The sequence below is a fragment of the Lactobacillus fornicalis genome (assembly GCF_055362665.1).
In genome coordinates this window covers 16,884-42,126 of the sequence record NZ_JBLTIM010000025.1, presented here as the reverse complement: position 1 = coordinate 42,126, position 25,243 = coordinate 16,884, and the positions used below count along the sequence as shown (strand labels likewise).

Genomic DNA, 25,243 nt, shown 5'->3' with positions numbered 1-25,243 from the left:
TTAGTTAGAAATTACTAGTTATCTTGCTTATTTTTCTTCTAAAAGCTAGCAGTAATACTTCTTCTACCAATATGTAAATTCCAACTGCAAGGAAAAATGCTAATCCTGCTTTAGAATCAGTTAATGGTAAAACAAACATTAAAACTAATTGGATAAATACTAAACCCAATTTACTTATTCCTTTTTCAAACCTCAGCAAGATCGCTGCTATAAAGGTTAAAAGTACAAAAATAAATAGTCTATAGTTTACAATAACTGTCCCTTGTAACGTTAAAATGCCAATAAATGCACAAGATAAAAGTGAAAAATACATCTTTGGTAAGGGCTGTGAATAGGCTTTCAAAACTAACTTCAATAGTTCTAAAACTAAAATTGCAATTGCAAAGATTGTGCTATTTAACTTTAAAATTAATAAAAGCGCGATTACTAAACTAAAATCAAAATAAATAAACTTATCTTTTGCTCTAGCCATGAACACACTGTATAAAATCCAAATTCCACTAACACCACTAACATAATTAAGGTTAGTTGCAAAAAGCCCCAATAAACCAATCAAAAAGGTTAATACAAATGAACTCCTTCGAATTACATTAGCATCAAAAGTAACATGTTTCTGCTTTAACCAAGCTAAAGAATATAGGAACAACTGATCTAAATGTAGCCATAGCGCAATTACTAAAAAGTATAATACTGCTGTTGTTATCCCTTGTGTCATACCAATTAAGAACCTAGTTACCAAGCTTAAAATTGCTCCTAAAAGTAAAAACACCATACTTTTTTCTTTAGATAAAAATAAAACTACACCAAAACCAATTATGAAAAGTCCAGCAACTATACTCGCATTGGTTATATTAAGTTTTGAATTAAGAAAAACTATACTCAAAGCCATAATTACAAAAGTAATCACTTGAAAATGAAAATTAAATATAGTTTGTTTTTGATTGTTTAAAGCAATTAGCAATAAAAGACCCGCAATTATGACAAGTTCATATTTCAAATTAGAATGTACTATATGAATAAGTAACATAAGAGATAACACATTCCAAATAGTGAAAGTTAAAATTCTTGAACTGTTCTTAAATAGAAAGTAAACGATACCACCTATAGATACAAGCGCAATAAAATAAAATAGCAATATCATGGCTTGCCGAATTGCATAATCTAGTAGAAGACCATATACAATAAAAATTAAGCTATTTCTTATCGTTAAAGTTTTCATAGTATAACCTCCAACAATCGAGATTGTTTTACTATAGGCTTTTATTTCTCCACTTATATTATATAATGCTTCAGAATATTAAACTTGCAATTAATACTCTCCTACCAAAAAAGTCATGAGAATTTCTCTTCTCATGACTTCTATCCTTCACGTAATTTATCCGCAATTTCTCTAATTTTCTGAAAACGATGATTAACTCCAGATTTAGAAATTGGACCATCTGGAACTTGTTCAGCTACTTCTTTTAAAGTTAAGTCACTATTTTCTAACCTAAATCTAGCTAATGATTCTAACTTTTCAGGAAGCTGATCTAATCCTAGTTTTTCATCTATCAATTGGATATCTTCTACTTGCCTTGCTGCAGCATTAGCTGTCTTTTTTAAGTTAGCTGTATCACAATTTACTAGTCGGTTCACTGAATTTCTCATGTCCCGCATAATTCTTAAATCTTCAAAAGCTAACATTGCATTAAATGCACCAACAATATGTAAAAAATCACCAATCTTTTCAGCTTCTTTAAGATATGTAATGTAACCACTTCTTCGCTTGGTTTTCTTACTATTTAAGTTAAAATAATGGTTCATTAAATATGAAATATCGTCATTATGTGCTTCATAGACAGAATAAATTTCTAAATGGTATCGACTAGTTTCAGGATTGTTTACACTACCACTGGCTAAAAAAGCACCTCGAAGATATGACATCGCGCGCTGTTCTTCTTCAAGCACCTTTTTAGGTACTCCAATTACAAACCCTTTTTCAGGATCAACAATCTCCAAATCAGCTAAGATTTCATTTACTTGTTGATTAAGTCTAACCAAATATTGGTTATTCTTTTTTAGTTTCATCTTACGAGAAACAATTAATAATGGCTCTATATTATAAGCTACCTTGATTAACGTAAAAATCCGGCGAGCAATCGCTGGATTTTCAGTTGTGATATCTAAACTTAATTGGTGGTCATGTAAGTTCAAAATTCCATTCATCCGTAAAAAAGCGGATAATTCAGCCTTGGCATGTTCAGGATGAACTTCTAAATTAGTTAATTCTTTTTTTACTTCACTTGCATAACTAACCATTATTTTCACCTCGTCGGCAATGTGCTTCGAAAGCGAGATCAATAATTTCTTTAGCTACTTTTTCACCATCATGAAAAACCAATCCATGTCTTTGGTCAATAAAGTCATCAGTGATAACGCGACAATTTTGCTCACGTAAACCTGCAAAATCACTCGATACTGGTTCAAGATACTCGTCATAATCAGCTGGATTAAACTTACTCATATCGATTTTTGCCCCATTGACTAAAGCAGTATCAATATAATTTCCACCTAGGTGAGCATTCAAAATCCGCACATGATCTGCATCAGAAAAGTGATCAGTTTCACCCTTTTGCGTCATAATATTGCAAATATAAATTACTTCGGCACTTGTCTGTCTAATAGCTTCCCCTAAATTACTAATCATTAAGTTAGGTAAAATTGAAGTAAACAAGCTTCCTGGGCCTAATACCACAGCATCCGCCTGCATAATTGCCGCCAAAACAGGTAATACCGCTTCAGGTTCTTTGTCATCATTGGTATCAGTCACCCAAACTCGCTTAATCCTTTTATCCTTACTAGTGATTTCTGTTTCACCAGCTTCACGACTGCCATCAACAAATTCAGCATTTAAAGTCAATGGTTCATTGGAAGCAGGGAAAACATGTCCATCTACTTTCATCATTTTAGATAATGATTGAACAGCATCAAAAATATTCCCATGCATTTCGTTTAATGCCGCAATGATTAAGTTACCAATCGCATGACCGGCAAAAAATGAATCTGAGCTATCAAAACGATATTGAAAAATATCTTTTGCTTCTTGTGGCAAATCACTCAAAGCAGCTAATACATTTCTGATATCACCTGGTGGGACAACATTAATATAATTTCTAATTGCACCAGAAGAGCCACCATCATCGGCAACTGTAACAATCGCTGTAATTTCAGCATTCTTTTCTTTTAAGGCATTCAAAATAACTGGTAAGCCCGTACCTCCACCAATTACTACTACCTTAGGCCGACGCCCTTTAATAACTCGGATAATCCGGCTTTCAGCATAAGCCAAATGCTCCACCTACTTTCTGATATAACGGCTTATTTCACGATGTGAAATATCAACTGGATACTTCTTTGATAAATCACGTGCTAACTGTTGTGCAATTGATACACTACGGTGTTGTCCGCCAGTACACCCAATTGCAATTGTTAACTTTTCTTTTCCCTCTTTAATGTAACCTGGAATTGTAGTTTCTATTAAGTCCAATAACTTTTTATAAAAAACCTTAGTTACATCTTTATCCATAACATAATCAAACACTCGCTTATCAAGCCCAGTAAAAGGCTTTAAATTAGGAATGTAGAAAGGATTTGGCAAAAATCTAACATCCATAACAATGTCGGCATCAATTGGCATACCATATTTAAATCCGAAACTCATTACTTCAACTGTAAACGGCTTACGACCATGTTCACTAAAGAGGCCGGTTAATTTTGCTTTTAAATCCTTGGGGGTCAAACTAGAAGTATCAACAATAATATTAGAGATGTTTTTTATTGGTGATAAAATTGCCCGTTCTTTTTGAATACCATCAAGCAAACGGCCACTTCTTGCTAATGGTGGCAGACGCCGAGTTTCTTTATAACGAGCAACTAATACGTCATCACTAGCATCTAAAAATAAAATTGTTGCTTGAGTATTTCCGTTATCTTCTAAAGAATTAATCTCATTTTCTAAATCTTTGTAGAAGCTTTTAACTCGCAAATCAATTAAAACCGCAACTTTATTAAAGTCATCAGATGTATTCATTAAATCCCAAAAACTGCCTAATAAAGTGGGTGGTAAATTATCAACAACAAAATAGCCTAAATCTTCTAATGAATGGGCAGCTACAGTTTTTCCTGAACCACTCATTCCAGTAACAATTAATAATTGTCTTGTTTCGCTAGCCATAATAACCCCTCCTTGTGAAAATTATATCACACCGGGTGTTTCATTTAATATAAAAAAATTCACTACCGTAAAAGTAGCAAATTTTTTAAACTTACTTTATTTTTCGTTTTCCAAAGTGCGGTTTTTATCCCTCTGTAAAACTGGCTTCAAATACTTTCCTGTCCATGATTTTTCGCATTCTGCAACTTCTTCAGGTGTACCAGTCGTAACGATTTGACCTCCACCTTCACCACCTTCTGGTCCTAAATCAATTAACCAATCTGCTGTCTTAATAACATCTAAATTATGTTCAATAACTAGAACAGTATTTCCTTGATCGACTAACCGTTGTAAAACAACTAGCAAACGCTTGATATCATCAACATGTAACCCTGTAGTTGGTTCATCTAAAATATAAAAATTATTCCCAGTTGATAATTTTTGAAGTTCACTTGCTAACTTCATTCTCTGTGCTTCACCACCAGAAAGTGTAGTTGCAGATTGACCTAATTTAACATATCCCAAACCAACATCAACTATTGTTTGCAATTTACGATGAATTTTTGGAATCTTACTGAAGAATTCGCGAGCTTCAGAAATTGTCATATCAAGTACTTGCGCAATATTTTTTTCATGATAAGTAACTTCTAATGTTTCAGAATTATATCTTCGGCCATGGCAGACTTCACATGGAACATAGACATCAGGAAGGAAATTCATCTCAATTTTGATAATTCCATCACCATGACATGCTTCACAACGCCCACCTTTTACATTAAATGAGAATCTCGCCTTAGTATAACCTCGAATCTTGGCCTCGTTAGTTTGAGCAAATAAGGCTCTAATATCATCAAAAACACTAGTATATGTAGCCGGATTTGAACGAGGAGTTCTACCGATTGGGCTTTGATCAATATCAATAATTTTTTCAATATCTTTATAACCGGTTATTTTTTCAAACTTCCCTGGTTTAGCAGAATTATGATTTAGCTTTTGTGCAAGTGCCCGTTTTAAAATTGTGTTAACTAAAGTGGATTTTCCAGACCCAGAAACACCTGTTACAACAACAAATTTGCCTAATGGAAAATCAACTGTAATATTCTTCAAGTTATGTTCGCAAGCTCCAGAAACAGTAATTTTCTTGCCATTGCCTTTTCTTCTTTCAGTTGGAACGGGAATAAACTTTTTACCAGACAGATATTGGCCTGTTAATGAATTAGGATTGGCCATCACCTCTTCAGGCGTACCTGCAGCCATCACTTTACCTCCGAAGCTACCAGCTCCTGGACCCATATCAATCAAATAATCTGCTTGTTTCATTGTTTCGTCGTCGTGTTCCACCACAATTAAAGAATTACCCAAATCACGCATTTTCTTTAATGAAGCAATCAAGCGGTCATTATCTCTTTGATGCAATCCAATAGAAGGTTCATCCAAAATATACATTACTCCAGATAAATTAGAGCCAATTTGTGTAGCCAAACGAATTCTTTGTGCTTCACCACCTGATAAAGTTCCAGCCGAACGCGACAGCGTCAAATAATCTAACCCGACATTAACCAAAAATGTTAGCCGATCAATAACTTCTTTTAAAATCGGCTTAGCAATCATGCTTTCTGCTTCGGATAATTTCACAGATTTAAAGAAAGTTAATTCTTTACCAATTGGTAAGTCACTAACCTCACTAATATCCTGTCCCATTACTTTAACAGCAAGAGCTTTTTGATTAAGACGCTTACCATGACAAACTGCACATGTTAATTCAGTCATGTATTTGCCCATCACTTCACGCATAAATTGGCTCATCGGGTGATGATAGCGCCGATCAATATTATTCATAACCCCTTCAAAAGCTTGCGTTGTATCATTTACGCCAAAATCACCTTCTAAATGGAATTTTATTTTTTTATCTGACCCATATAAAACTATTTTTCGTTGACGTTCAGTTAATTTCTTAAATGGTTTGTCCATATTAATTCGTAAACTCTGACAAGCTTGAGCGAGCATCATCTTATAATAGTCACTATTAGCCCAAGGAGCAATTGCCCCTTCATTTAAGGTTTTATCTTTATCTGGAATAACCAAATCTTCATCAACAGCTAATTTCATCCCTAAACCATCACAAGCTTCACATGCTCCAAAAGGTGCGTTGAATGAAAATAATCGTGGCTCCATTTCGCCAACTGAAAAGCCACATTTAGGACACGCATAATCTTCAGAAAAGTTCAAAACCTGTCCACCAATTACATCGACATCCATATAGCCTTCAGACAAGCGCCAAGCCGACTCAATTGAATCGGTCAAACGACTTTTGATTCCATCTTTAATAATTAAACGATCAACAACAATTGAAATTGAATGCTTTTTGTTTTTATCTAAATCAAATTCATCGCTTACTTCATGCATTTCACCATCAACTAATAAACGAACAAAACCAGCTCGAGCCACTTTTTTAAATACTTCTTGATGCATACCACGCTTTTGACGAATTACTGGTGCCAAAATTTGAATTTTGCTACGCTCTGGTAAATCCATAACTCGTTTAACCATTTGGTCAACTGACTGTCTTTCAATTAAAGTTCCATCATTAGGACAGATTGGATGTCCTACTCTAGCCCATAAAAGACGTAAATAATCATTAATTTCTGTTACTGTCCCTACAGTTGAGCGTGGATTATGTGAAGTAGTCTTTTGATCAATCGAAATAGCCGGATTTAATCCATCGATCGAGTCAACATCAGCTTTATCCATTTGTCCCAAAAACTGTCTTGCATATGACGATAAAGATTCAACGTATCGTCTGCGTCCTTCTGCATATAAAGTATCAAAAGCAAGTGAACTTTTACCAGAACCTGATAAGCCTGTTACAACAACTAACTTATCTTTGGGAATTGTTAAGTCAATATCTTTTAAGTTATGTTCACGAGCTCCATGAATTTCAATTTTATCTCTTACCATCAAAATCCTTCCCCTTATGCTTTTTTGGTGCATGAACTGAATTTTGCAATTCCATAATTGCATCACGCAAATTAGCAGCAGCTTCAAAGTCCAACTTCTTTGCTGCATCTTGCATCTGATCAGTTAAGTTTTTAATCATAGCTTGCTTTTGCTTTTTAGTTAATTCATCAAAGTTAAGATCGGCAAAACTTTCCTTTTCTTTCTCTTCTTTAACAGGTTTAGTAATTGAAATAACATCACGAATCGGTTTAACAATCGTCTTAGGCGTAATACCATGTTCTTCATTAAAGGCAATTTGTTTTTCACGACGACGACGAGTTTCATCAATCGCAATTTTCATTGAATCAGTGATCTTATCAGCATACATAATAACCATACCATCACTATTTCTGGCAGCACGCCCCATCGTCTGAATCAATGGTCTAGTTGACCGTAAAAAGCCTTCTTTATCAGCGTCTAAGATGGCAACCAAAGATACTTCTGGTACATCAATACCTTCTCTTAAAAGGTTAATTCCAATTAAAACATCAAAGTCCCCTTTTCGCAGGTCATGGAGGATCTGCATTCGCTCCAGGGTTTTAATATCTGAATGCAAATAGCGAACTTTAATTCCTAAGTCTTTCAAATAATCAGTTAAGTCTTCAGCCATTTTTTTAGTCAAAGTAGTAACAAAGACCCGTTCATCTCGCTCAATTCGTTTATTTATTTCACCAACTAAATCATCAATCTGGCCTTGAATTGGTCTTACTTCAATCTTAGGGTCAAGTAAGCCAGTAGGTCTGATAATTTGTTCGACTACTTTATTAGTTCGATTCAGCTCATAATCACCAGGTGTGGCAGAAACATACAAAATCTGGTTAACGTGTTTTTCAAATTCTTCAAGTTTGAGGGGGCGATTATCCAAAGCAGACGGCAGACGAAAACCGTAGTCTATCAAGGTTTCTTTCCGTTTGCGGTCACCATTATACATTGCTCGAATCTCCGGCATAGTAGCATGGGATTCATCAATTAAAATTAAGAAATCATCTGGGAAGAAATCAAGTAAAGTATGGGGTGGCTCTCCTGCTTTTCTACCTTCAATCGGAGCTGAATAGTTTTCGATACCATTTGTATATCCAACTTCACTCATCATCTCCATATCATAAGTTGTTCTTTGCTTAATTCGTTGTGCTTCTAGAAGCTTTCCTTCTCCTTCAAATTTCTTAACTTGCAAATCCATTTCCTGACTAATTCGTTTAAGGGCTTGCTTCATCTGTTCTTCATTAGTCATAAAGTGAGTTGCTGGGAAAAGCGAAATTTGATCTCTTTCACCAATTACTTCTCCAGTTAAAGAATCTACTTCGACAATTCGATCAATTTCATCGCCAAAAAACTCTACCCTAAATGCGTGGTCACTATTGCCTGCTGGAAAAATTTCCACAATATCTCCTCTAACCCGAAAACGACCACGTTGAAAATCAATATCATTACGATCATATTGAATATTTACTAAATCTCGCAATAAGACATTACGTTCATATTCTTGACCTTCATGCAAACTCAAGACACTTGCTGCATATTCTTTAGGATCCCCCAAACCATAAATACAAGAAACACTTGCGACCACCACAACATCATTGCGCTCCATCAACGCACTAGTTGCTCTGTGACGAAGCTGATCAATTTCATCATTAATTGAAGAATCTTTTTCGATATAGGTATCAGAACTTGGTACATAAGCTTCTGGCTGGTAGTAATCATAATATGAAACAAAGTATTCTACAGCGTTATTGGGAAAGAACTGCTTAAATTCCCCATATAGCTGACCAACTAAGGTTTTATTATGAGAAATAACTAATGTAGGTTTATTTAATTTTGCAATTATATTAGCCATGGTAAAAGTTTTCCCCGTACCAGTTGCGCCTTGCAAAATTTGTTCTTTCGCTCCCGCTTTAAAGCCTGCGGTCAATTTATCAATTGCTTGTTCTTGATCGCCTGCAGGTTTAAATTTTGAAACTAAATCAAACTTTCGATTGGTTTGTCTTTTAATCATAAAAAATCCCCCGCAAAAAAAATTGGACTTTAATAGTCCAATTTATCATTATTCTTATTTTACTACTTCGAACATGTTTTCGCAGGTAATAAGCTTATTATTTGGTAAATTTTGCAATTGCATCATGATATGCCTTGCATTTTTCTTCAGCCTTAGCATAAGTTTCAGCATTAGTACCAACATAAGCTTTAATTACTGGTTCTGTTCCTGATGGACGAAGTGCAACCCAAGTTTCATCATCCAAGAAGTATTTAAGTACATTTGACTTAGGGAAGCCAACTAATTCTCTTTCTCCAGCTTCAGTAACTTCTTTAGCCAATTCAAAGTCTTCAATCTTAACTACTTTATGGCCATTAATTTCTTTAAGCTGTTCTTTACGCAAGTTTTCCATTACTTTTGCCATCCGTTTTTGACCATCAAGTCCAGGCATTTCAATTGCCTTAGTGATTTCACAACTTGCACCATACTTGTTCCAGATTTCTTGTAATCCGTCAAATACTGACATATTTCTTGAAGCATAGTAGGCAGCAACTTCAAAGAACATCAATGCACCTTGCATGGCATCTTTATCACGGTTAAAGGTCTTAAATAAGAAACCATAACTCTCTTCAAAGCCCATTAAGAATTGACCATCACCAGTTTTGTGTAAACGATCAATTTCTTCACCAATATACTTAAAGCCAGTTAAGACATACTTAGTTTGAATGCCAAAAGATTTAGCAATCTTAAATGGTAAAGAACTTGAAACAACACTAGTAATAATTTCATATGAAGAATCCAATTTACCAGAATTCTTCAAATTAGTTAATAAGTAGTTAGAAATTAAAGTAGCAATTTGGTTACCAGTTAAAACTTGAAAGTCACCATTTGGAGTTCTAACAGCTGCACCCAAACGGTCAGCATCAGGGTCAGTTGCAACAATAATATCAGCTCCAACTTTATCTGCAACCTTGACCCCTTCATCAAATACTTGACGATATTCAGGATTAGGCTTAATTGTAGTTGGAAATTCAGGATCGATAATCGCTTGACTTGGAACTACTGTAAAGTTTTTAAATCCACCTTGTCTAAAGGCACGATCATAAATTACCTTACCTGTACCATGAACTGGTGTATAAACAATCTTTAACTTATCAGCAGTCTCCTTAATTAAGTCATGGTTAACATTAATGGTATCTAGTGCTTCAAGATATGCTTCATCAACATCTTCACCAACAAGTTGTAAGATATTCTTCGCACGTAATTCTTCAATTGGACTCACTGGAATTGCGAGTTGATTTTCCACTTCTAAAGCAGCTTTTTCAACTACGGCTGCATGTTCTGGAGGCATTTGCCCACCATCAGCACCATAAATCTTATAACCATTATATTGTTTAGCGTTATGTGAAGCTGTCACCATAATACCAGCAAAGGTACCAAGATGGCGAATTGCAAATGACAATTCTGGTGTTGGTCTCAAACCATCAAACAAGTAAACCTTAATGCCATGATAACCCAAGATTTGCGCAGAAAGCTTTGCAAAATCTTCTGAATGATATCGTGAGTCAAAAGAAATTACTACACCCTTTTCTTTAGCTTCTTGACCTTCTTTTTCAATTAATTGGGCTAATCCTTCAGTAACACGACCCACGGTTACAACATTAATTCGATTAGTCCCTGGTTCAAGTAAACCACGCATCCCTGCAGTACCAAAGTTAATATCAGTACCAAAGGCATCATCTACCCAAGCAGGATTTTGACCAAGTTCTTTTAATTGTCTTTGTAAATAATCTGGTAAGTTTTCAGCTTTAAGCCAATTTTCGTATGCTTGTCTAGCAGTCATAAAGTAGCTCCTATCATTAATTTTTTAATCCATAGAATAAACTAGTATAGTTTTTATTATACCACTTTGTAATTAATGAAAAAAAGCATACAAAAAAGCCTGCTACTTGCAGACTCTTATTATTTCTAGTCATTTAAGCTTTGAAGATAATTATAAGCTTCTTGTCCAGCGATACTACCATCACCAACAGCATTCGCTATCTGTCTTAAGTCTTTAGCACGAACATCTCCGAGAGCAAAAACTCCATCTAATGAAGTTTGCATTTTCTCATTAGTTATAATCCAGCCCTGCTTATCAGTAATGCCTAGTTCCTTAAATAAACTAGTTTGAGGTTCAACTCCAACATAAATAAAAATACCGCTTGCATTAATCTCTTTATGCTCACCAGTTTCTTTATCAAGATATTTTATAGCCGTAACTTTTTGGTCATTACCAATAATTTCTTCGGTTTGTGCATTCCAAATAAAGTTCATTTTACTATTAGCAAAAGCTCTCTTTTGCAATACAGGTTGTGCTCGTAAACTATCACGTCTGTGAATTACAGTAACACTTTTAGCAATATTAGCTAAGTATAAGCCTTCTTCAATTGCGGAGTCTCCGCCACCTACAACTACTACATCTTCATCTTTAAAAAATGCAGCATCACAAACGGCACAATAAGAAACTCCACGGCCTGAATATTCTTCTTCTCCGGGAACACCTAAATGTTTATGTTCAGCACCAGTAGCAATAATTACAGCTTTTGCTTCATATTCAGCATCACTAGTTTTGACTAACTTTATTTTTTTAGAAAAATCCACACTAGTTACATCGCCATATTTAAATTCTGGACCAAATTTCATTGCAGATTGATACATTTTTTCACTTAATTCCGGTCCTTGAATTTCTAAGAAGCCTGGATAATTATCAATCGCACCAGTATTATTCATCTGGCCACCATAAATTCCACGATCCAAAATTAAAACACTTAAATTAGCTCTTGCCGCATAAAGTGCAGCAGTTAAACCGCCAGGTCCGGCACCAATAATAATAATATCGTATTGCTTTGTCATCTTATGCCTCCTGCTTACTTTTCATAAGTATAATTATACCTTAGAAAATACTTTTGGCAATTTATCTGCTTACCAGCGAACTTCACTTGTCTTTTCACGGCACATCATTGCACGAATTTCTTCATCAATATCTGCACCTTCATACAAAACTTTATAAATAGCTTCAGAAATTGGCATATCAATACCATCTTTTTGACAAATTTCATGTACAGCCTTAGCTGTAACAGCACCTTCAACAACTTGTCCCATATTTTCTAACACAGCTTCTAACTTTTGACCTTCACCAAGTGCTTTACCGGCACGCCAATTTCTAGAATTTACTGAAGTACAAGTAACTATTAAGTCACCTATTCCTGATAAACCACTAAAAGTCCACGGTTGGGCACCAAAAGAAACACCCAATCTCATAATTTCAGCTAAGCCTCGAGTCATTAAAGCCGCTTTGGCATTATCACCATATTTTTTTCCTACCAACATCCCAGCAGCAATAGCAATCACATTTTTTACAGCGCCACCAATTTCAACTCCAATTAAGTCATTACTGGTATAAAAGCGCATATAATCATTTGAAAAAATTTCTTGTACTTTTTCTGCATTTTCAAAATTAGTCGAAGCACAAGTAATTGCTGTAATATCCTTTTGAGCCACATTTTCAGCATGACTTGGACCAGAAATTGCAACAATCTTATCTTCATGATCTGGATAAATTTCTTCAGTTAAAATTTGTGAAATTAGCTTCTTGCTTCCTGGTTCAATTCCCTTAGTTGCTGCCACAATTAATGGCTGTGTATTAGTGTCGAGCATTGCTTTTTTAACATTTTGAGCAACTTCTCTAATTGCTTTAGTAGGAACAACAAATAATACCAATTCACTATCTTTAACAGCTTGTGTTAAATCAGTAGTTGCTAATACACTTTTATTTAATGACCAATCTTTCATATAATGGCTATTACTGTGTTTTTCATTAATTTCATCGCAAATTGATTGTCGATTTCCATACAATACAACCTGATTATTTACATCATTATCGGCCAACATAGAAGCCAAGACGCTTCCCCATGATCCGCTACCTAAAACTGCAATTTTTCTCATAATTACCTCTCATATGGAAATTTTAATCCACTACCATCTAAGTACCAAGCTACATTATCTTGCTTGCGACGATAAATAACAAAGATAATAGCAGCAATAAATAATACCAAACTCAAAGCTTGTGATACTCGAATTACGTTAAAAATATATAAACTATCTGTTCTCATTCCTTCGACAAAGAAGCGAACTGTTGAATACCAAATTATATAACTAGCAAAAACCTCTCCTCGTTTAAAGAGACCTTTCTTATGTCGAAACATTAAAATCAAAACTAAGCCAATGAAATTAAAAAAGGATTCATATAAAAACGTTGGCTGATAATAATGTCCATTAATATACATTTGCTTAATAATAAACTCTGGCAAATGCAAACTTTGCAGGAATGTAAGACTTGTTTGTGCACCATGGGCTTCTTGATTCATAAAATTACCCCAACGTCCCAAAATTTGTGCCGCTAAAACACCAGGAGTAATAATATCAAGCATCAATAAAGGTGGCAACATACGATTCCTACAAAAAATAAGTAGCACCACTAATCCAGCTAACAAGCCGCCATATATTGCAATTCCACCATTCCAAATTGCAATAATTTGGTCTGGATGCTGTGAAAAATATCCCCACTCAAATATCACATAATACGTTCTAGCTCCTATAAAGCCAATTGGTACAGCCCAAAGCAAAAAATCAATGAAATCATCACTCATTATTTGCCGTTTTTTACCTTCAATAATTGCCATTGTTGTAGCAATCAAAACGCCAGTTGCCATAAAAATTCCATACCACTTGACGCTCAAATTTCCAAGTTGAAAAGCAACTGGATTTAGTGCTAAAAACAAATCATTTCCTCCGTTCTAGCTACTTATTTTTTTCATTTTCTGCAATTAATTTTGCTAATTGTTGTTGGAATGTAACACTTGCATCAAAGCCCATTTGCTTAGCACGAAAGTTCAAAGCCGCAATTTCAATGATAATTTCTAAATTACGCCCTACTTTAACTGGAATCGTAACTTGAGGAACTTCAATGTTACAAATTTCGCGAGTATCTTGATCAAAGCCTAAACGATCATAATTAGCTTTAGGATCCCAATTTTCCAACTTAATTACTAATTTAATTTCTGTATGATCCTTAACTGCTCCTACACCAAACATATCTTTAATGTCAATTATTCCGATTCCACGAATTTCCATTAAATGATTTAAAATTTTAGGTGCTTCACCAACTACAGTATCGTGATCTCTTTGATAAACATCAACACGATCATCTGCAATCAAACGATGCCCTCGTTGGATTAAGGCCAATGCTGTTTCACTTTTACCAACACCACTCGCACCAGTAATTAAAACTCCTATACCATTAATTTCAACTAATACGCCATGAATGCTAGTTCTTTGTGCTAAATGTTCTCGTAAATATTGAGTCAACACGCTCATTATGTATGTTGTTGATTCAGGTGTAGTTAAAATAGGAATCCCATTTTTAGCTGCAGCTTCTGTTAATTCTTTTGGTACTGGTAAACTACGAGAAATCAAGAAACAAGGCGTATCAGGTGTAGCCATTTTATTGAAAACCTGCAAACGTGTTTCATGATCAAGCATTGCTGCATAAGAAATCTCAGTTCTGCCAAGTAATTGAATTCTTTTTGAAGGATAAAAGTCAAAATAGCCAGTTAATTCAAGACCAGGACGATAAATATCAGAAACAGTTACTGCCCGATTTTTAATTAATTCCTTTCCTTGAACTACATGTAAAACATTATTATCTTCAAATAATTCTGTTAATTCAACTTTATCAGCCATAATCTTAACCTCTATTTGTCATTAACATCCTCTGTTGTTACATCACGAGCTGGTTTGCGATGATGCTCCTCTGTATCTTTATTTGTGTTCTTCCCATAAGAAACAAAGTCTTCCCAACTCATTTTATAGTCACTATCCATTTCTTTACTAATTTCACGTCGAATTTTACGTTTCAAGAAATAAATATATAACCAAATTAACCCTGCAATAATCAGAATAAATGGCAAGATAAGAATAAATAGCTTTAATAAAGCGAATAAAACACATACAACAATTGCTAAAATTAATACTACTACTAAAAATTCAATAAATCCCATAATATTCACCCTCTATTCTGGATTCTCTTGACTTAATCTCCATTGTAAGAAAGAATAGATTAAGTTATCGAGCTTTCCATCCATAACACCATTAACATCACTTGTTTCAAAATTAGTTCGATGATCCTTAACCATACTATATGGATGAAATACATATGACCTAATTTGTGAACCCCAAGCAATATCTTGTTGAACACCTTTTAATTTTTCTTTTTCTTTACGCTTCTTTTCTTCCTCTAATTGAAACAATTTAGCGCGTAAAGCATTCATAGCTGTTTCTTTGTTTTGAAATTGTGAACGTTGAGCCTGAGAAGTAGTTACAATTCCAGTAGGTAAGTGAGTAATTCTAACCGCACTAGAGGTTTTATTAATATGTTGTCCACCTGCACCACTTGATCTAAATACATCTATTCTCAAGTCAGCTGGATTAATATCTACTTCAATACTATCATCAATTTCTGGAATAACTTCAACACTTGCAAAAGATGTATGCCGTCTTTTAGCGGCATCAAATGGTGAAATTCTAACTAAACGGTGAACTCCCATTTCTCCTTTCAACAAGCCATAGGCATTAGTTCCTTTAATTAAAATACTTACACTTTTTACACCCGCCTCATCACCAGGTTCATAATCATCAATTTCAAATGTAAAGCCATGGGCTTCACTAAAGCGTTGATACATTCGCATAAGCATTTGCGCCCAGTCCATTGCCTCAGTACCACCTGCACCAGGATGAATTTCCATTAAAGCATTATTGGCATCATATTTACCTGATAAAAGTAAATTTAATTCATATTGGTGAAAACTATCTTTTAATTTTTCTAAATCAGTTTCTACTTCAACTTGCAAGTCATCATCAGGTTCTTCTTTTAATAACTCTAAAGCAGTTTCTTCATCAGAAAAAGCTTGTGCTAAGTCATTAAAGTGATCTCTTTTTTCTTTTAATTTATTTGTTTCACTAATTAATTTTTGAGCTGATTCTTGATTATTCCAAAAATCAGGATCAGCCATCTTTTCTTCATTAATTGCGATACTTTCATTTAAAGCATCAAAGTCAAAGAGACCTCCTGAAATGATTTAATTTAACACGTAATTCATCAAGTACAGTCGAAATTTCACTTATTTCCATTTTTTATCTCCTTTATGCAAAAAAGAGGAAGCTTTTGCCTCCTCTTTTATTATCAACTATCTTGCAATATTTTGTCTAATTTGAGCCTTCATAAATAAGCGAGTAGCATCAAATTCAATGTTGGCAACCATTTCTTCAAACATTCTATAACCAGCATCTTGATATTCAACTAATGGGTTAAGTTGACCATAACCACGCAAACCAATTGATTGCCGCAATTGATCCATTGCATCAATATGATCAGTCCAGCGATCATCAACAACTCTTAAAATAACAACCTTTTCAAATTCAAGCATTTGACTAGGATCAGATAAAGTTTCTTCTTTATCTTTATAATTCTCCTCTGCCAAGTTATAAAGCTTTTCTTTAAGTTCATCAGCAGATTTAATATTCTTCAAGTCAATCTTATCAGCAACTTCTTCATTGGTAAGACTTGAAACAATGAAGTCACGTAATGAATCGATTCGCCAATCTTTTTTGTCACCCTGAGTAAACATATCAACTTGATGAGAAATAGTCCGCTTAATCATTGGCATCAAGACATTTTTAAGTGATTTATCTTCTTCAATCACTTGCATTCTTTCACCATAAATAATTTCACGTTGTGTTCTCATAACGTCATCGTATTGCAAAGTTTGCTTACGAGTATCATAGTTATTACCTTCAACACGTTTTTGAGCTGATTCAACTTGACGAGTTATCATTCTACTTTCGATAACTTTATCATCATCATTGTCAGAAATTCGGTCTAAGAATACTTTTACTCGATCTCCACCAAATCTCTTCATCAAATCATCTTCAAGTGATAAGTAAAAGCGTGAATAACCAGGATCACCTTGACGTCCTGAACGTCCACGAAGCTGATTATCAATTCTACGTGATTCGTGTCTTTCAGTACCAATAACTGCTAATCCACCAAGTTCACGAACACCAGGCCCCAGCTTAATATCAGTACCACGTCCAGCCATGTTAGTAGCAATTGTAACTGCTCCTCTTTGACCAGCTTTCATGATAATTTCAGCTTCTTTAGCATGGTTTTTGGCGTTCAAAACAGCGTGAGGAATATTTTCTGCATCTAGCATTTTGCTCAAACGTTCTGAATTTTCGATTGCAACAGTACCTACTAAAACAGGTTGTCCCTTGGCATGTCTCTTTTTAATTTCTTCGACAACAGCTTTAAATTTAGCATCAAGTGTTGGGTAAAGAATATCTGGCATGTCTTTTCTTTGAATAGGACGGTTAGTTGGAATTGTGATAACTTGCATGTTGTAGATTTCACGAAATTCTTCTTCTTCCGTCTTAGCGGTACCTGTCATACCAGATAGTTTTTTGTACATTCTAAAGAAATTCTGATAAGTAATTGTAGCTTGAGTCTTAGATTCTTCTTGAATCTTAACTCCTTCCTTGGCTTCAATTGCTTGGTGTAAACCATCAGAATAACGACGACCTTGCATTACACGTCCAGTAAATGAGTCAACGATTAATACTTCCCCATCTTGGACAACGTAATCAATATCTTTAAGCATAATGTAGTTCGCACGTAAAGCCTGATCAATATGGTGAACTAAAACTTGGTTTTCAACATCATATAAGTTTTTAAGGCCAAAATGCTTACATGCCTTAGCAATTCCTTGACGAGTTAATGAAATAGTCTTGGTTGGCCAGTCAATCTTATAGTCACCATAATCCTTGTCATCATCAACATCATCGTCACTCTTATCTTCAGTTAAGGTTTTTACAAAACGATCTGCTCTAATATATTCGCCTGTGGCTTGTTGAGCTTCACCAGAAATAATCAATGGTGTTCTAGCTTCATCAATTAAAATAGAGTCAACTTCGTCGATAATTGCATAATTAAGTGGTCGTTGAACCATTTGTTCTTTATAAACAACCATGTTGTCACGTAAATAATCAAAACCTAATTCAGCGTTAGTTGAATACGTAACATCACAATTATATGCTGCACGCTTTTCATCTGGTGATTTTTCATTCAAGTTTAAACCAACAGTTAAGCCCAACCAGCGATATAACTGCCCCATTTCTTCTTCGTCACGTCCAGACAAGTATTCATTAACAGTAACTACGTGAACACCCTTGCCAGTAAGTGCATTAAGATAAACTGGCATAGTAGCTGTTAAAGTCTTACCTTCACCAGTCATCATTTCTGAAATATTACCAAAGTGTAGTGAAATACCACCAATTATTTGAACGCGATATGGATAAAGGCCTAAAACTCTCTTAGCTCCTTCACGACAAACAGCAAAAGCTTCTGGAAGTATATCATCTAGGCTTTCACCATTTTCAAGTCTTTTCTTAAATTCAGGAGTCTTAGCTTGTAACTGATCGTCACTTAATTTAGACATTTCATCAGCATAGCCTTCTACCTTATCTGCTAATTTTTCAAATTTTTTAAGTTCTCTTTTATCACTATCGTATAGTTTTTTTAAAATATTTACCATTAAATCGGTCCCTAAAATCTAATTTAAAGTCTAAAATACAAATGATATTTTACCATATTATTAAAAAAAAGAAAAATAACTAATATAAAAGACCCCCTGAGTTTAATCCCAAGGGGTCCTAGAATATTTTAATATTTATTATTCATTAGTTTCAATCAAGCCATAGCGACCATCATTTCTCCGATATACAATGCTAGTACCATTAGTTTCAGCATCTTGGAATACGAAGAAGTCATGTTCAAGCATATCCATCTGCAAAATTGCCTCTTCAGGATCCATTGGCTTCAAACTTACACGCTTATTGCGGACAATATCAAATTCACTAGTAGGCTTTTCTTCTTCTGCTGGAGTTTCAATGAAGAAGTCCTTAACACCCTTTTCACGGCCTTTACGGTTAACACGGGTCTTATACTTTCTGATTTGACGTTCAAGTTTATCGGAAACAAAATCGATGCTCCGATACATATCATCAGAAGTTTCTTCAGCTCTCAAGACTAAGTATGGGAGGGGAATCGTTACTTCAACCTTAGCATCGTGGTTCTTGTAAACTTTCAAGTTAACGTGTGCAATAACATCTGAAGTTAATTCAAAATATTTTTCAAGCTTTTCCAAACGCTTTTCAACATAGCTTCTCAAAGCTTCAGTTACTTCAATATTTTCACCACGTACATTGTACTTTAACATAAAAGATTCTCCTTTCAACCGCTATGCGGTTTTTCTTTACACCTATATTATACCAAAAATGTAAGCACTTGCACGACCTTTATCGACTAATTGTAAAACTTTCTACATGTATATCTGGATATAGTTGCCAAATAGCATCTCTTGCGTGGTACAAGGTTCGTCCAGTTGTATAAATATCATCTAGAAGTAACACTTTGCCATTGGGATTTAACTGCTGCTTAGTCTTTTTTTCGAGATAAAAACTTTGAGGAGTTGCCAAACGTTCCTGACGATTTAACTCTCCTTGACTAATCTTTAAATCATATTTCTTCAAGATTGGACATAAAGGTACCAAATCTCGAAAAATTTCATAAATCGTGTCAAAGCCCCTTTTTTTGATATGACTTTCTGAGGTGGGAATGGGGATATAGTAATCAAAACCTAGTGGCACACGCGTTCTAATTAAAGCTGCTAATGCCTTGCCTACTTGATAGTCCCCATATCTTTTATATAACCTCATTGCATTATAAAACTGCACATCATATGCATAAATTGCTCGATTCTTTAACAAAGCTTGATATTTTTTCTGCCAAATTTGACAATCTTGACAAATTTCATTTTCTCCAGATTTTTGGCAGTACTTGCATCCCTTTTCTAAATAGGAAAAAGAATTTCGACAATCAAGGCACAGAATATCTACACTTTCAGATAAAGGATTAAACAAGTTATAAAAATTTAAAGCTGGTAAAAATTTATTTCCGCAAAGATAGCACCTCATCGGTTCATCCTCTTAATTTCTGAAATTGCTTGTCTAATGGGTAAAGTATATTTATGATAGCAAAATAAAACTAACCCATCTTGATCATCACTGCTTCTCCCCACTCTACCTGCAATTTGAATCAAAGATGCTCTTGTATAAATGGCATCATCAGCTGCTACAATAATTACCCAAACATGTTTAAAAGTAACTCCTCTTTCTAAAATAGTTGTGGTAATTAGAATATCAATCTTTTTATCTCTAAATTCCTGTACTTTATCAATCCGTGCTTCATCAGCCGCATGAACACCCTTTATTACCATTTCTTTCAATTGATGGCAGGCTTTTAAAGCTTCTAAATAAACTGGTATTTCGTTTATCCTTGGTACAAATAATAACAGCGGGTGGCCTGCTTTTATTACTAATATTATTTGCTTGAGTAGATGTTTATTTAACTGCTTTTTCTTCAAAAAAGGTTTTAAAAATAATTTTTCTTTAGGGACAGGTAAAAGTCCCCCATGAAAGCGTCTATTTAATAATGAAACTGTAATTTTTTTGTGTTTAATTTTTTCAAGTAAATCATCTGGTGGAGTTGCTGTTAAATATAACTTCATACCATCAGTTTTAACAGCATTATTGGCCCCAAAATGCAACATAGGACTTGGAGCGTAAGGAAAAGAATCCACTTCATCAATTATTAATAAATCAAAAGCATGATAAAATTTTAGCAATTGATGAGTTGTACAGATAATTAATTGTTCTGCTTCATAATCTTTATACTCTCGACCATGATACTTCCCTATTTTTATTTTAGAAAAAGCACTACTAATTCTCGGATATAATTCATTAACCACATCAATTCTAGGAGTAGCTATACAGGCTCTTAATCCAGCTTCTAAACATAATTTTAAGCAGTCAAATAACATCTCTGTTTTTCCAGCTCCTGTTACTGCATGAACTAAATGATCTTGTCGTTTTTTAAAAGCATAACAAATTTCTTGTGATACTTTTGCTTGTCTAGCTGTCAAATTCCCTGACCAAGTTAACAAATCATTTTGTTTTGAGTATGACTTATTACTTAAATCCCTAATTAAGTAGTCATTCTCACTCACTCTCCCTAGTCCAATGCACGCTCGACAGTAAAGTTTTTTCCCAGCTATTTTAGTATTGCAATAGCTTCCACATCTCTGACAAATATTATTAATTATTCCGCTAATTTTTTCACAATTAGGAAATATGCTAGAATCATCTTGATTGATAATCCATTGTCTTCCTGCTAGTGAGGTATGATTTTCCATAAAATTTCCTCCCTAAATTTAATTACCCCCAAGAAAGGAGAATTTTTTTGTCAGAAAAAGAAAATTTTTTAACCATTAAAGAAGCTGGACAAAACGAATTAATAATAAAAAAGAGTCGTTTTATTGCAAGCTTCGCCAGAACAGATACTAAAGAGAAAGCCGAAGCCTTTGTCAAAGAAATATCCAAAAAATATCATGATGCTACTCACAATACCTATGCATATACAATTGGCTTAAATGACGATCAAGTAAAAGCCAGCGATAATGGCGAACCACAAGGAACTGCTGGAGTAGTTGAATTAAGAGCTTTACAATTAATGAAATTAAAAAATGTTACCGTTGTAGTAACTCGATATTTTGGTGGAATAAAACTTGGCGCAGGTGGATTAATACGAGCATATTCAAATAGTGTAACTGAAGCTGCCAAAGCGATTGGTGTTGTAAAAAGAGTATTACAAAAAGAATTAACATTCTCAATTGCCTATAATCGCCTAGATGAGATAAATCATTATTTAGAAGAAAACAACGTTTTTGTTTCTAATCGTGAATATGGAACTGATGTAACTTTTACACTATTTGTCGAAGATAAAGATATCGAACCATTAGAAACTGACCTTACTGATTTATTAAAAGGAAAAGTTGATTTAAAAGAAATCGGTCAGCGCTATAACGAAATTTTACTTAAAGAAGTCAACTATCATGAACAATAAAAAAACTGGGGTTTTACCCCAGTTTTTTGCATTAAAACTAATTATCTTTATTATCTCTACTTGTTTTACGTTTTAATTGATTAGGTTTTTCACCACCAAGATGCCAAACCTCAACCGTTGGATCACTTCTTCGAGTGCTATTTATCATTCTTTGAATCAAATTAAGCAATGGATGATATTTATCACCTAACAAACCAACTGACTCAACAAAAAATTCTAATGCAATCAGCAAACCTAAGATCAAAGGCCAAATTCCCCAAGAAGGTGATAAAAGGAAAAGCAGTGAAACAAACGAAAAGACTAATGAAATCCCATAAATACATAATACAGCCTGTCGATGACTAAGCCCCATTCTCATCAATTGATGATGCAAGTGATGCTTATCAGCTTGAGAAATAGGCTTATGATTTAATTTCCTACGAATCATTGCATAAACAGTATCAGTAATTGGCACACCTAAGATAATAATTGGCACAATTAAAGAAATAAAGGTTACATTCTTTAAACCTTTCAAAGATAAAATTGAAATCATAAAGCCTATATATAAAGCCCCTGTATCACCTAAAAAGATTTTAGCTGGATGGAAATTATATGGTAAAAAGCCCAATAAAGCTGCTGCCAAAATAAAACAAGCAATTGGAATATATAGTTCTTTAGTGTGAAGGAAGAAATATCCAACAACTCCCATCGTTGACAATGAAATTAATGAAACTCCAGTTGCCAATCCATCTAATCCATCAATCAAGTTAACTGCATTAGTTAAGGCTAATATCCAAAAAATGGTAATAGGTAAACTCCACCAACCTAAAGTAATAACTTGTTTGGAAAAAGGTAGAATAATTTCTTTCATTCTAATTCCAGCTAAGAAATAAATAATCATAGCAGCAATAATTTGTCCTGCTAGTTTTTGCTTAGGTTTTAATTCTAAAATATCATCAATTAAACCAGTTAAAACCATCACACTAGAAGCAAGTAAAATTGAAAAAGCTTCATGTGTTGGGAACTGCTCCCGCAATAAAATAAAAATTCCAATATTAAAGGTCACAAAAATACCTAATCCTCCAATTGTAGGCATAGGCTTTTTATTAACACGACGTGCATTAGGATTATCAACTGCTCCTAAAACAAATGCTAATCTTCTGATAAAAGGCGTTACAGCCGTTTGAATAATTACTAAGAAGAATAATTTTACAATAATTAAAAACATGTTTTTCTAAACTTTCTGCTAATATCTAGCGTTTATTATACAAGTTGTGAAAAATTAGTACAAATACAAAAAGGACTTATTTATACAAATAAGTCCTCTTTTTGGTTATTTAGCAATCGCCACCGCACGTTTCTCACGAATTACGGTTACTTTGATATTACCAGGATATTCCATTTCTTTTTCTATTTGGTTTCGAATATCTCTAGCTAAAATTGTCGTCCGATCGTCAGAAATCCTATCTGGTTCAACCATAACTCTAATCTCACGACCTGCTTGAATTGCAAATGCTTGACTAACACCTTGATAGCCTGAAGCAATTGTTTCTAATTGAGTAAGTCTTCTAATATAATTTTCTAATGACTCACTTCGTGCACCTGGTCTTGCTGAAGATATGGTATCAGCAGCCACAACTAACTCTGCAATAAACGATAATTTAGGCACATCACCATGATGAGCTGCAATTGCATTGACTACAATATCAGATTCATGGTACTTACGTGCTAATTCAACACCGATTTCGACGTGGGAACCTTCAATATCGTGGTCGATAGCCTTACCAATATCGTGTAATAATCCCGCGCGAACCGCTAATCTTTCATCTAAACCAAGTTCAGCCGCCATAGTTCCAGTTAACTTCCCAACTTCAATTGAGTGAGCCAGAACATTTTGGCCATAAGAAGTCCGATATTTAAGTCGACCTAAAACTTTTACCAATTCAGGATGCATTTTATGAATACCTAATTCAATCAAAGCTCCTTCACCAGCTTCATAAATATCATCATTGACCTCTTTACGAGCTTTATCAACCATTTCTTCAATTCTCGCTGGATGAATACGCCCATCTTTAATTAAACGTTCCATTGCTCTCTTAGCAATTTCTCGTCTAATTGGGTCAAAGCCACTCAAAGTCACAACTTTTGGAGTATCATCGATAATTAAATCAACACCAGTTAAGGCTTCAAAGGAGCGAATATTCCGACCTTCACGGCCGATAATTCTTCCCTTCATTTCCTCATTTGGCAGTTCGACAACTGACACCGTTGTTTCAGCAACAGTATCAGCCGCGCTACTTTGAATTGCATCTACCAAAATTTGTCGAGCAAAACGATCCGCCTTGGCTTGAGCCTGCTCATTACTATTTCTTATTAATTCAGCACGCTCACTGTCAAGTTGATTACTTAACTCAGCTAAAATTATTTTCTTAGCTTCGTCCTTACTTAATTCTGCTACTTCATAAAGCTTCTCTTTCCGCTGAGATAATAACTCATCGGCTTCAGTCTGCTTTTGAGTAAGGTCGGCTTCTCTTTGCTCCAACTGAGTCTTAGTTTGTGTGAGTTGAGCATCTTTTTTGCTCAAATCCTTTTCTTTTTCTTGAATGGCATCTTCTTTTTGTTGCAAACGAGCATCCCGATGACTAAGTTCAATTCTTTGTTTACTCAAATCATTTTCAGTTTGCTCACGATAAGCTCTAATTTCTTCTTTTGCTTCTAAAATTTGCGCTTTTTTATCGTTTTCTGCCTCTTGGCGAACTGTTTTAGCAGTTTGTTTAGCTACCTCAACTTCCGCCTTAATAGCATCTAATTTAGTATGGGCATTTTCAAGCAAATGTTGTGCATCATTACGTGCATTCTCTGCTTGTTTCTCCCAATGCAACTTTCTAATTAAATAACCAATGCCATAACCAATTAAAAGTGAAACAATAGCGATTAACACAGGAATTAAATCTGTTTTCATCATTATCACTATCGCCCTTTTTAA

General features: G+C 34.5%; 20 protein-coding genes. 1 reads left to right on the top strand and 19 read right to left on the bottom strand.

The window, feature by feature from the left end:
• Window positions 1-4: 4 nt before the first annotated feature.
• The 17 genes from ACNDLV_RS06045 to ACNDLV_RS05965 all read right to left on the bottom strand — a co-directional run bounded on the left by ACNDLV_RS06045 (window position 5) and on the right by ACNDLV_RS05965 (window position 21,568).
• A complete protein-coding gene (locus ACNDLV_RS06045) occupies window positions 5-1,219 on the bottom strand; it encodes a hypothetical protein (RefSeq protein ID WP_006586999.1) in 1,215 nt (404 codons plus the stop codon).
• A gap of 140 nt (window positions 1,220-1,359) precedes the next feature.
• Window positions 1,360-2,298: a DNA-binding protein WhiA gene (whiA, locus tag ACNDLV_RS06040; RefSeq protein ID WP_006587000.1), complete on the bottom strand. Its 939-nt coding sequence runs from the start codon at window positions 2,296-2,298 to the stop codon at window positions 1,360-1,362.
• Complete coding sequence (locus ACNDLV_RS06035; RefSeq protein WP_022091228.1) at window positions 2,291-3,328, bottom strand: gluconeogenesis morphogenetic factor MgfK; 1,038 nt, start codon at window positions 3,326-3,328, stop codon at window positions 2,291-2,293. The genes whiA and ACNDLV_RS06035 overlap by 8 nt, the downstream gene beginning before the upstream one ends.
• 9 nt (window positions 3,329-3,337) lie before the next feature.
• Window positions 3,338-4,213, bottom strand: a complete 876-nt coding sequence (rapZ, locus tag ACNDLV_RS06030; protein WP_006587440.1) for an RNase adapter RapZ — start codon at window positions 4,211-4,213, stop codon at window positions 3,338-3,340.
• Between the two features lie 96 nt (window positions 4,214-4,309).
• Window positions 4,310-7,150 carry an excinuclease ABC subunit UvrA gene (gene uvrA, locus ACNDLV_RS06025; protein ID WP_022091229.1) on the bottom strand — a complete coding sequence of 947 codons (2,841 nt, stop codon included), beginning with the start codon at window positions 7,148-7,150 and terminating at the stop codon, window positions 4,310-4,312.
• Entirely contained in the window at window positions 7,137-9,182 is a 2,046-nt protein-coding gene (gene uvrB, locus ACNDLV_RS06020) for an excinuclease ABC subunit UvrB (protein ID WP_006587004.1), read from the bottom strand. Before uvrB ends, uvrA begins: the two co-directional genes overlap by 14 nt.
• Window positions 9,183-9,279: 97 nt before the next feature.
• Complete coding sequence (locus ACNDLV_RS06015) at window positions 9,280-11,004, bottom strand: phospho-sugar mutase (protein WP_006587005.1); 1,725 nt, start codon at window positions 11,002-11,004, stop codon at window positions 9,280-9,282.
• A gap of 125 nt (window positions 11,005-11,129) precedes the next feature.
• The gene (gene trxB, locus ACNDLV_RS06010; RefSeq protein ID WP_006587006.1) at window positions 11,130-12,056 is read right to left on the bottom strand and encodes a thioredoxin-disulfide reductase; all 927 of its coding nucleotides are present in this window, start codon (window positions 12,054-12,056) and stop codon (window positions 11,130-11,132) included.
• 69 nt (window positions 12,057-12,125) lie between these two features.
• Window positions 12,126-13,148 carry an NAD(P)H-dependent glycerol-3-phosphate dehydrogenase gene (locus tag ACNDLV_RS06005; RefSeq protein ID WP_006587007.1) on the bottom strand — a complete coding sequence of 341 codons (1,023 nt, stop codon included), beginning with the start codon at window positions 13,146-13,148 and terminating at the stop codon, window positions 12,126-12,128.
• Window positions 13,149-13,150: 2 nt separating this feature from the next.
• The gene (gene lgt / locus ACNDLV_RS06000) at window positions 13,151-13,984 is read right to left on the bottom strand and encodes a prolipoprotein diacylglyceryl transferase (protein WP_006587008.1); all 834 of its coding nucleotides are present in this window, start codon (window positions 13,982-13,984) and stop codon (window positions 13,151-13,153) included.
• A gap of 19 nt (window positions 13,985-14,003) precedes the next feature.
• Window positions 14,004-14,945: an HPr(Ser) kinase/phosphatase gene (gene hprK / locus ACNDLV_RS05995; protein ID WP_006587009.1), complete on the bottom strand. Its 942-nt coding sequence runs from the start codon at window positions 14,943-14,945 to the stop codon at window positions 14,004-14,006.
• A gap of 11 nt (window positions 14,946-14,956) precedes the next feature.
• Complete coding sequence (locus tag ACNDLV_RS05990; protein WP_006587010.1) at window positions 14,957-15,262, bottom strand: hypothetical protein; 306 nt, start codon at window positions 15,260-15,262, stop codon at window positions 14,957-14,959.
• A 12-nt stretch (window positions 15,263-15,274) separates the two neighbouring features.
• A protein-coding gene (prfB, locus tag ACNDLV_RS05985) for a peptide chain release factor 2 (RefSeq protein WP_143435212.1) occupies window positions 15,275-16,391 on the bottom strand; the annotation gives its coding sequence in 2 pieces (ribosomal slippage) (window positions 15,275-16,318 and window positions 16,320-16,391; 1,116 coding nt in all).
• Between the two features lie 56 nt (window positions 16,392-16,447).
• Window positions 16,448-18,850 carry a preprotein translocase subunit SecA gene (secA, locus tag ACNDLV_RS05980; RefSeq protein ID WP_006587012.1) on the bottom strand — a complete coding sequence of 801 codons (2,403 nt, stop codon included), beginning with the start codon at window positions 18,848-18,850 and terminating at the stop codon, window positions 16,448-16,450.
• A gap of 138 nt (window positions 18,851-18,988) precedes the next feature.
• The gene (hpf, locus tag ACNDLV_RS05975) at window positions 18,989-19,534 is read right to left on the bottom strand and encodes a ribosome hibernation-promoting factor, HPF/YfiA family (protein WP_006587013.1); all 546 of its coding nucleotides are present in this window, start codon (window positions 19,532-19,534) and stop codon (window positions 18,989-18,991) included.
• 79 nt (window positions 19,535-19,613) lie between these two features.
• Window positions 19,614-20,291 carry a ComF family protein gene (locus ACNDLV_RS05970; protein WP_006587444.1) on the bottom strand — a complete coding sequence of 226 codons (678 nt, stop codon included), beginning with the start codon at window positions 20,289-20,291 and terminating at the stop codon, window positions 19,614-19,616.
• Window positions 20,288-21,568 (bottom strand): helicase-related protein, encoded by a 1,281-nt coding sequence (locus ACNDLV_RS05965; RefSeq protein WP_006587445.1) that lies wholly within the window; start codon window positions 21,566-21,568, stop codon window positions 20,288-20,290. The genes ACNDLV_RS05970 and ACNDLV_RS05965 overlap by 4 nt, the downstream gene beginning before the upstream one ends.
• Before the next feature lie 47 nt (window positions 21,569-21,615).
• Between ACNDLV_RS05965 and ACNDLV_RS05960 the strand changes: the two genes are divergently transcribed.
• A complete protein-coding gene (locus ACNDLV_RS05960; protein WP_006587016.1) occupies window positions 21,616-22,278 on the top strand; it encodes a YigZ family protein in 663 nt (220 codons plus the stop codon).
• Between the two features lie 37 nt (window positions 22,279-22,315).
• On the opposite strand, the gene ACNDLV_RS05955 is transcribed toward ACNDLV_RS05960, so the two are convergent.
• Together ACNDLV_RS05955 and rny are read right to left on the bottom strand one after the other, a co-directional pair.
• The gene (locus ACNDLV_RS05955) at window positions 22,316-23,485 is read right to left on the bottom strand and encodes an MraY family glycosyltransferase (RefSeq protein WP_006587017.1); all 1,170 of its coding nucleotides are present in this window, start codon (window positions 23,483-23,485) and stop codon (window positions 22,316-22,318) included.
• Between the two features lie 105 nt (window positions 23,486-23,590).
• Window positions 23,591-25,222 carry a ribonuclease Y gene (gene rny / locus ACNDLV_RS05950; protein WP_006587018.1) on the bottom strand — a complete coding sequence of 544 codons (1,632 nt, stop codon included), beginning with the start codon at window positions 25,220-25,222 and terminating at the stop codon, window positions 23,591-23,593.
• Between the last annotated feature and the right edge of the window lie 21 nt (window positions 25,223-25,243).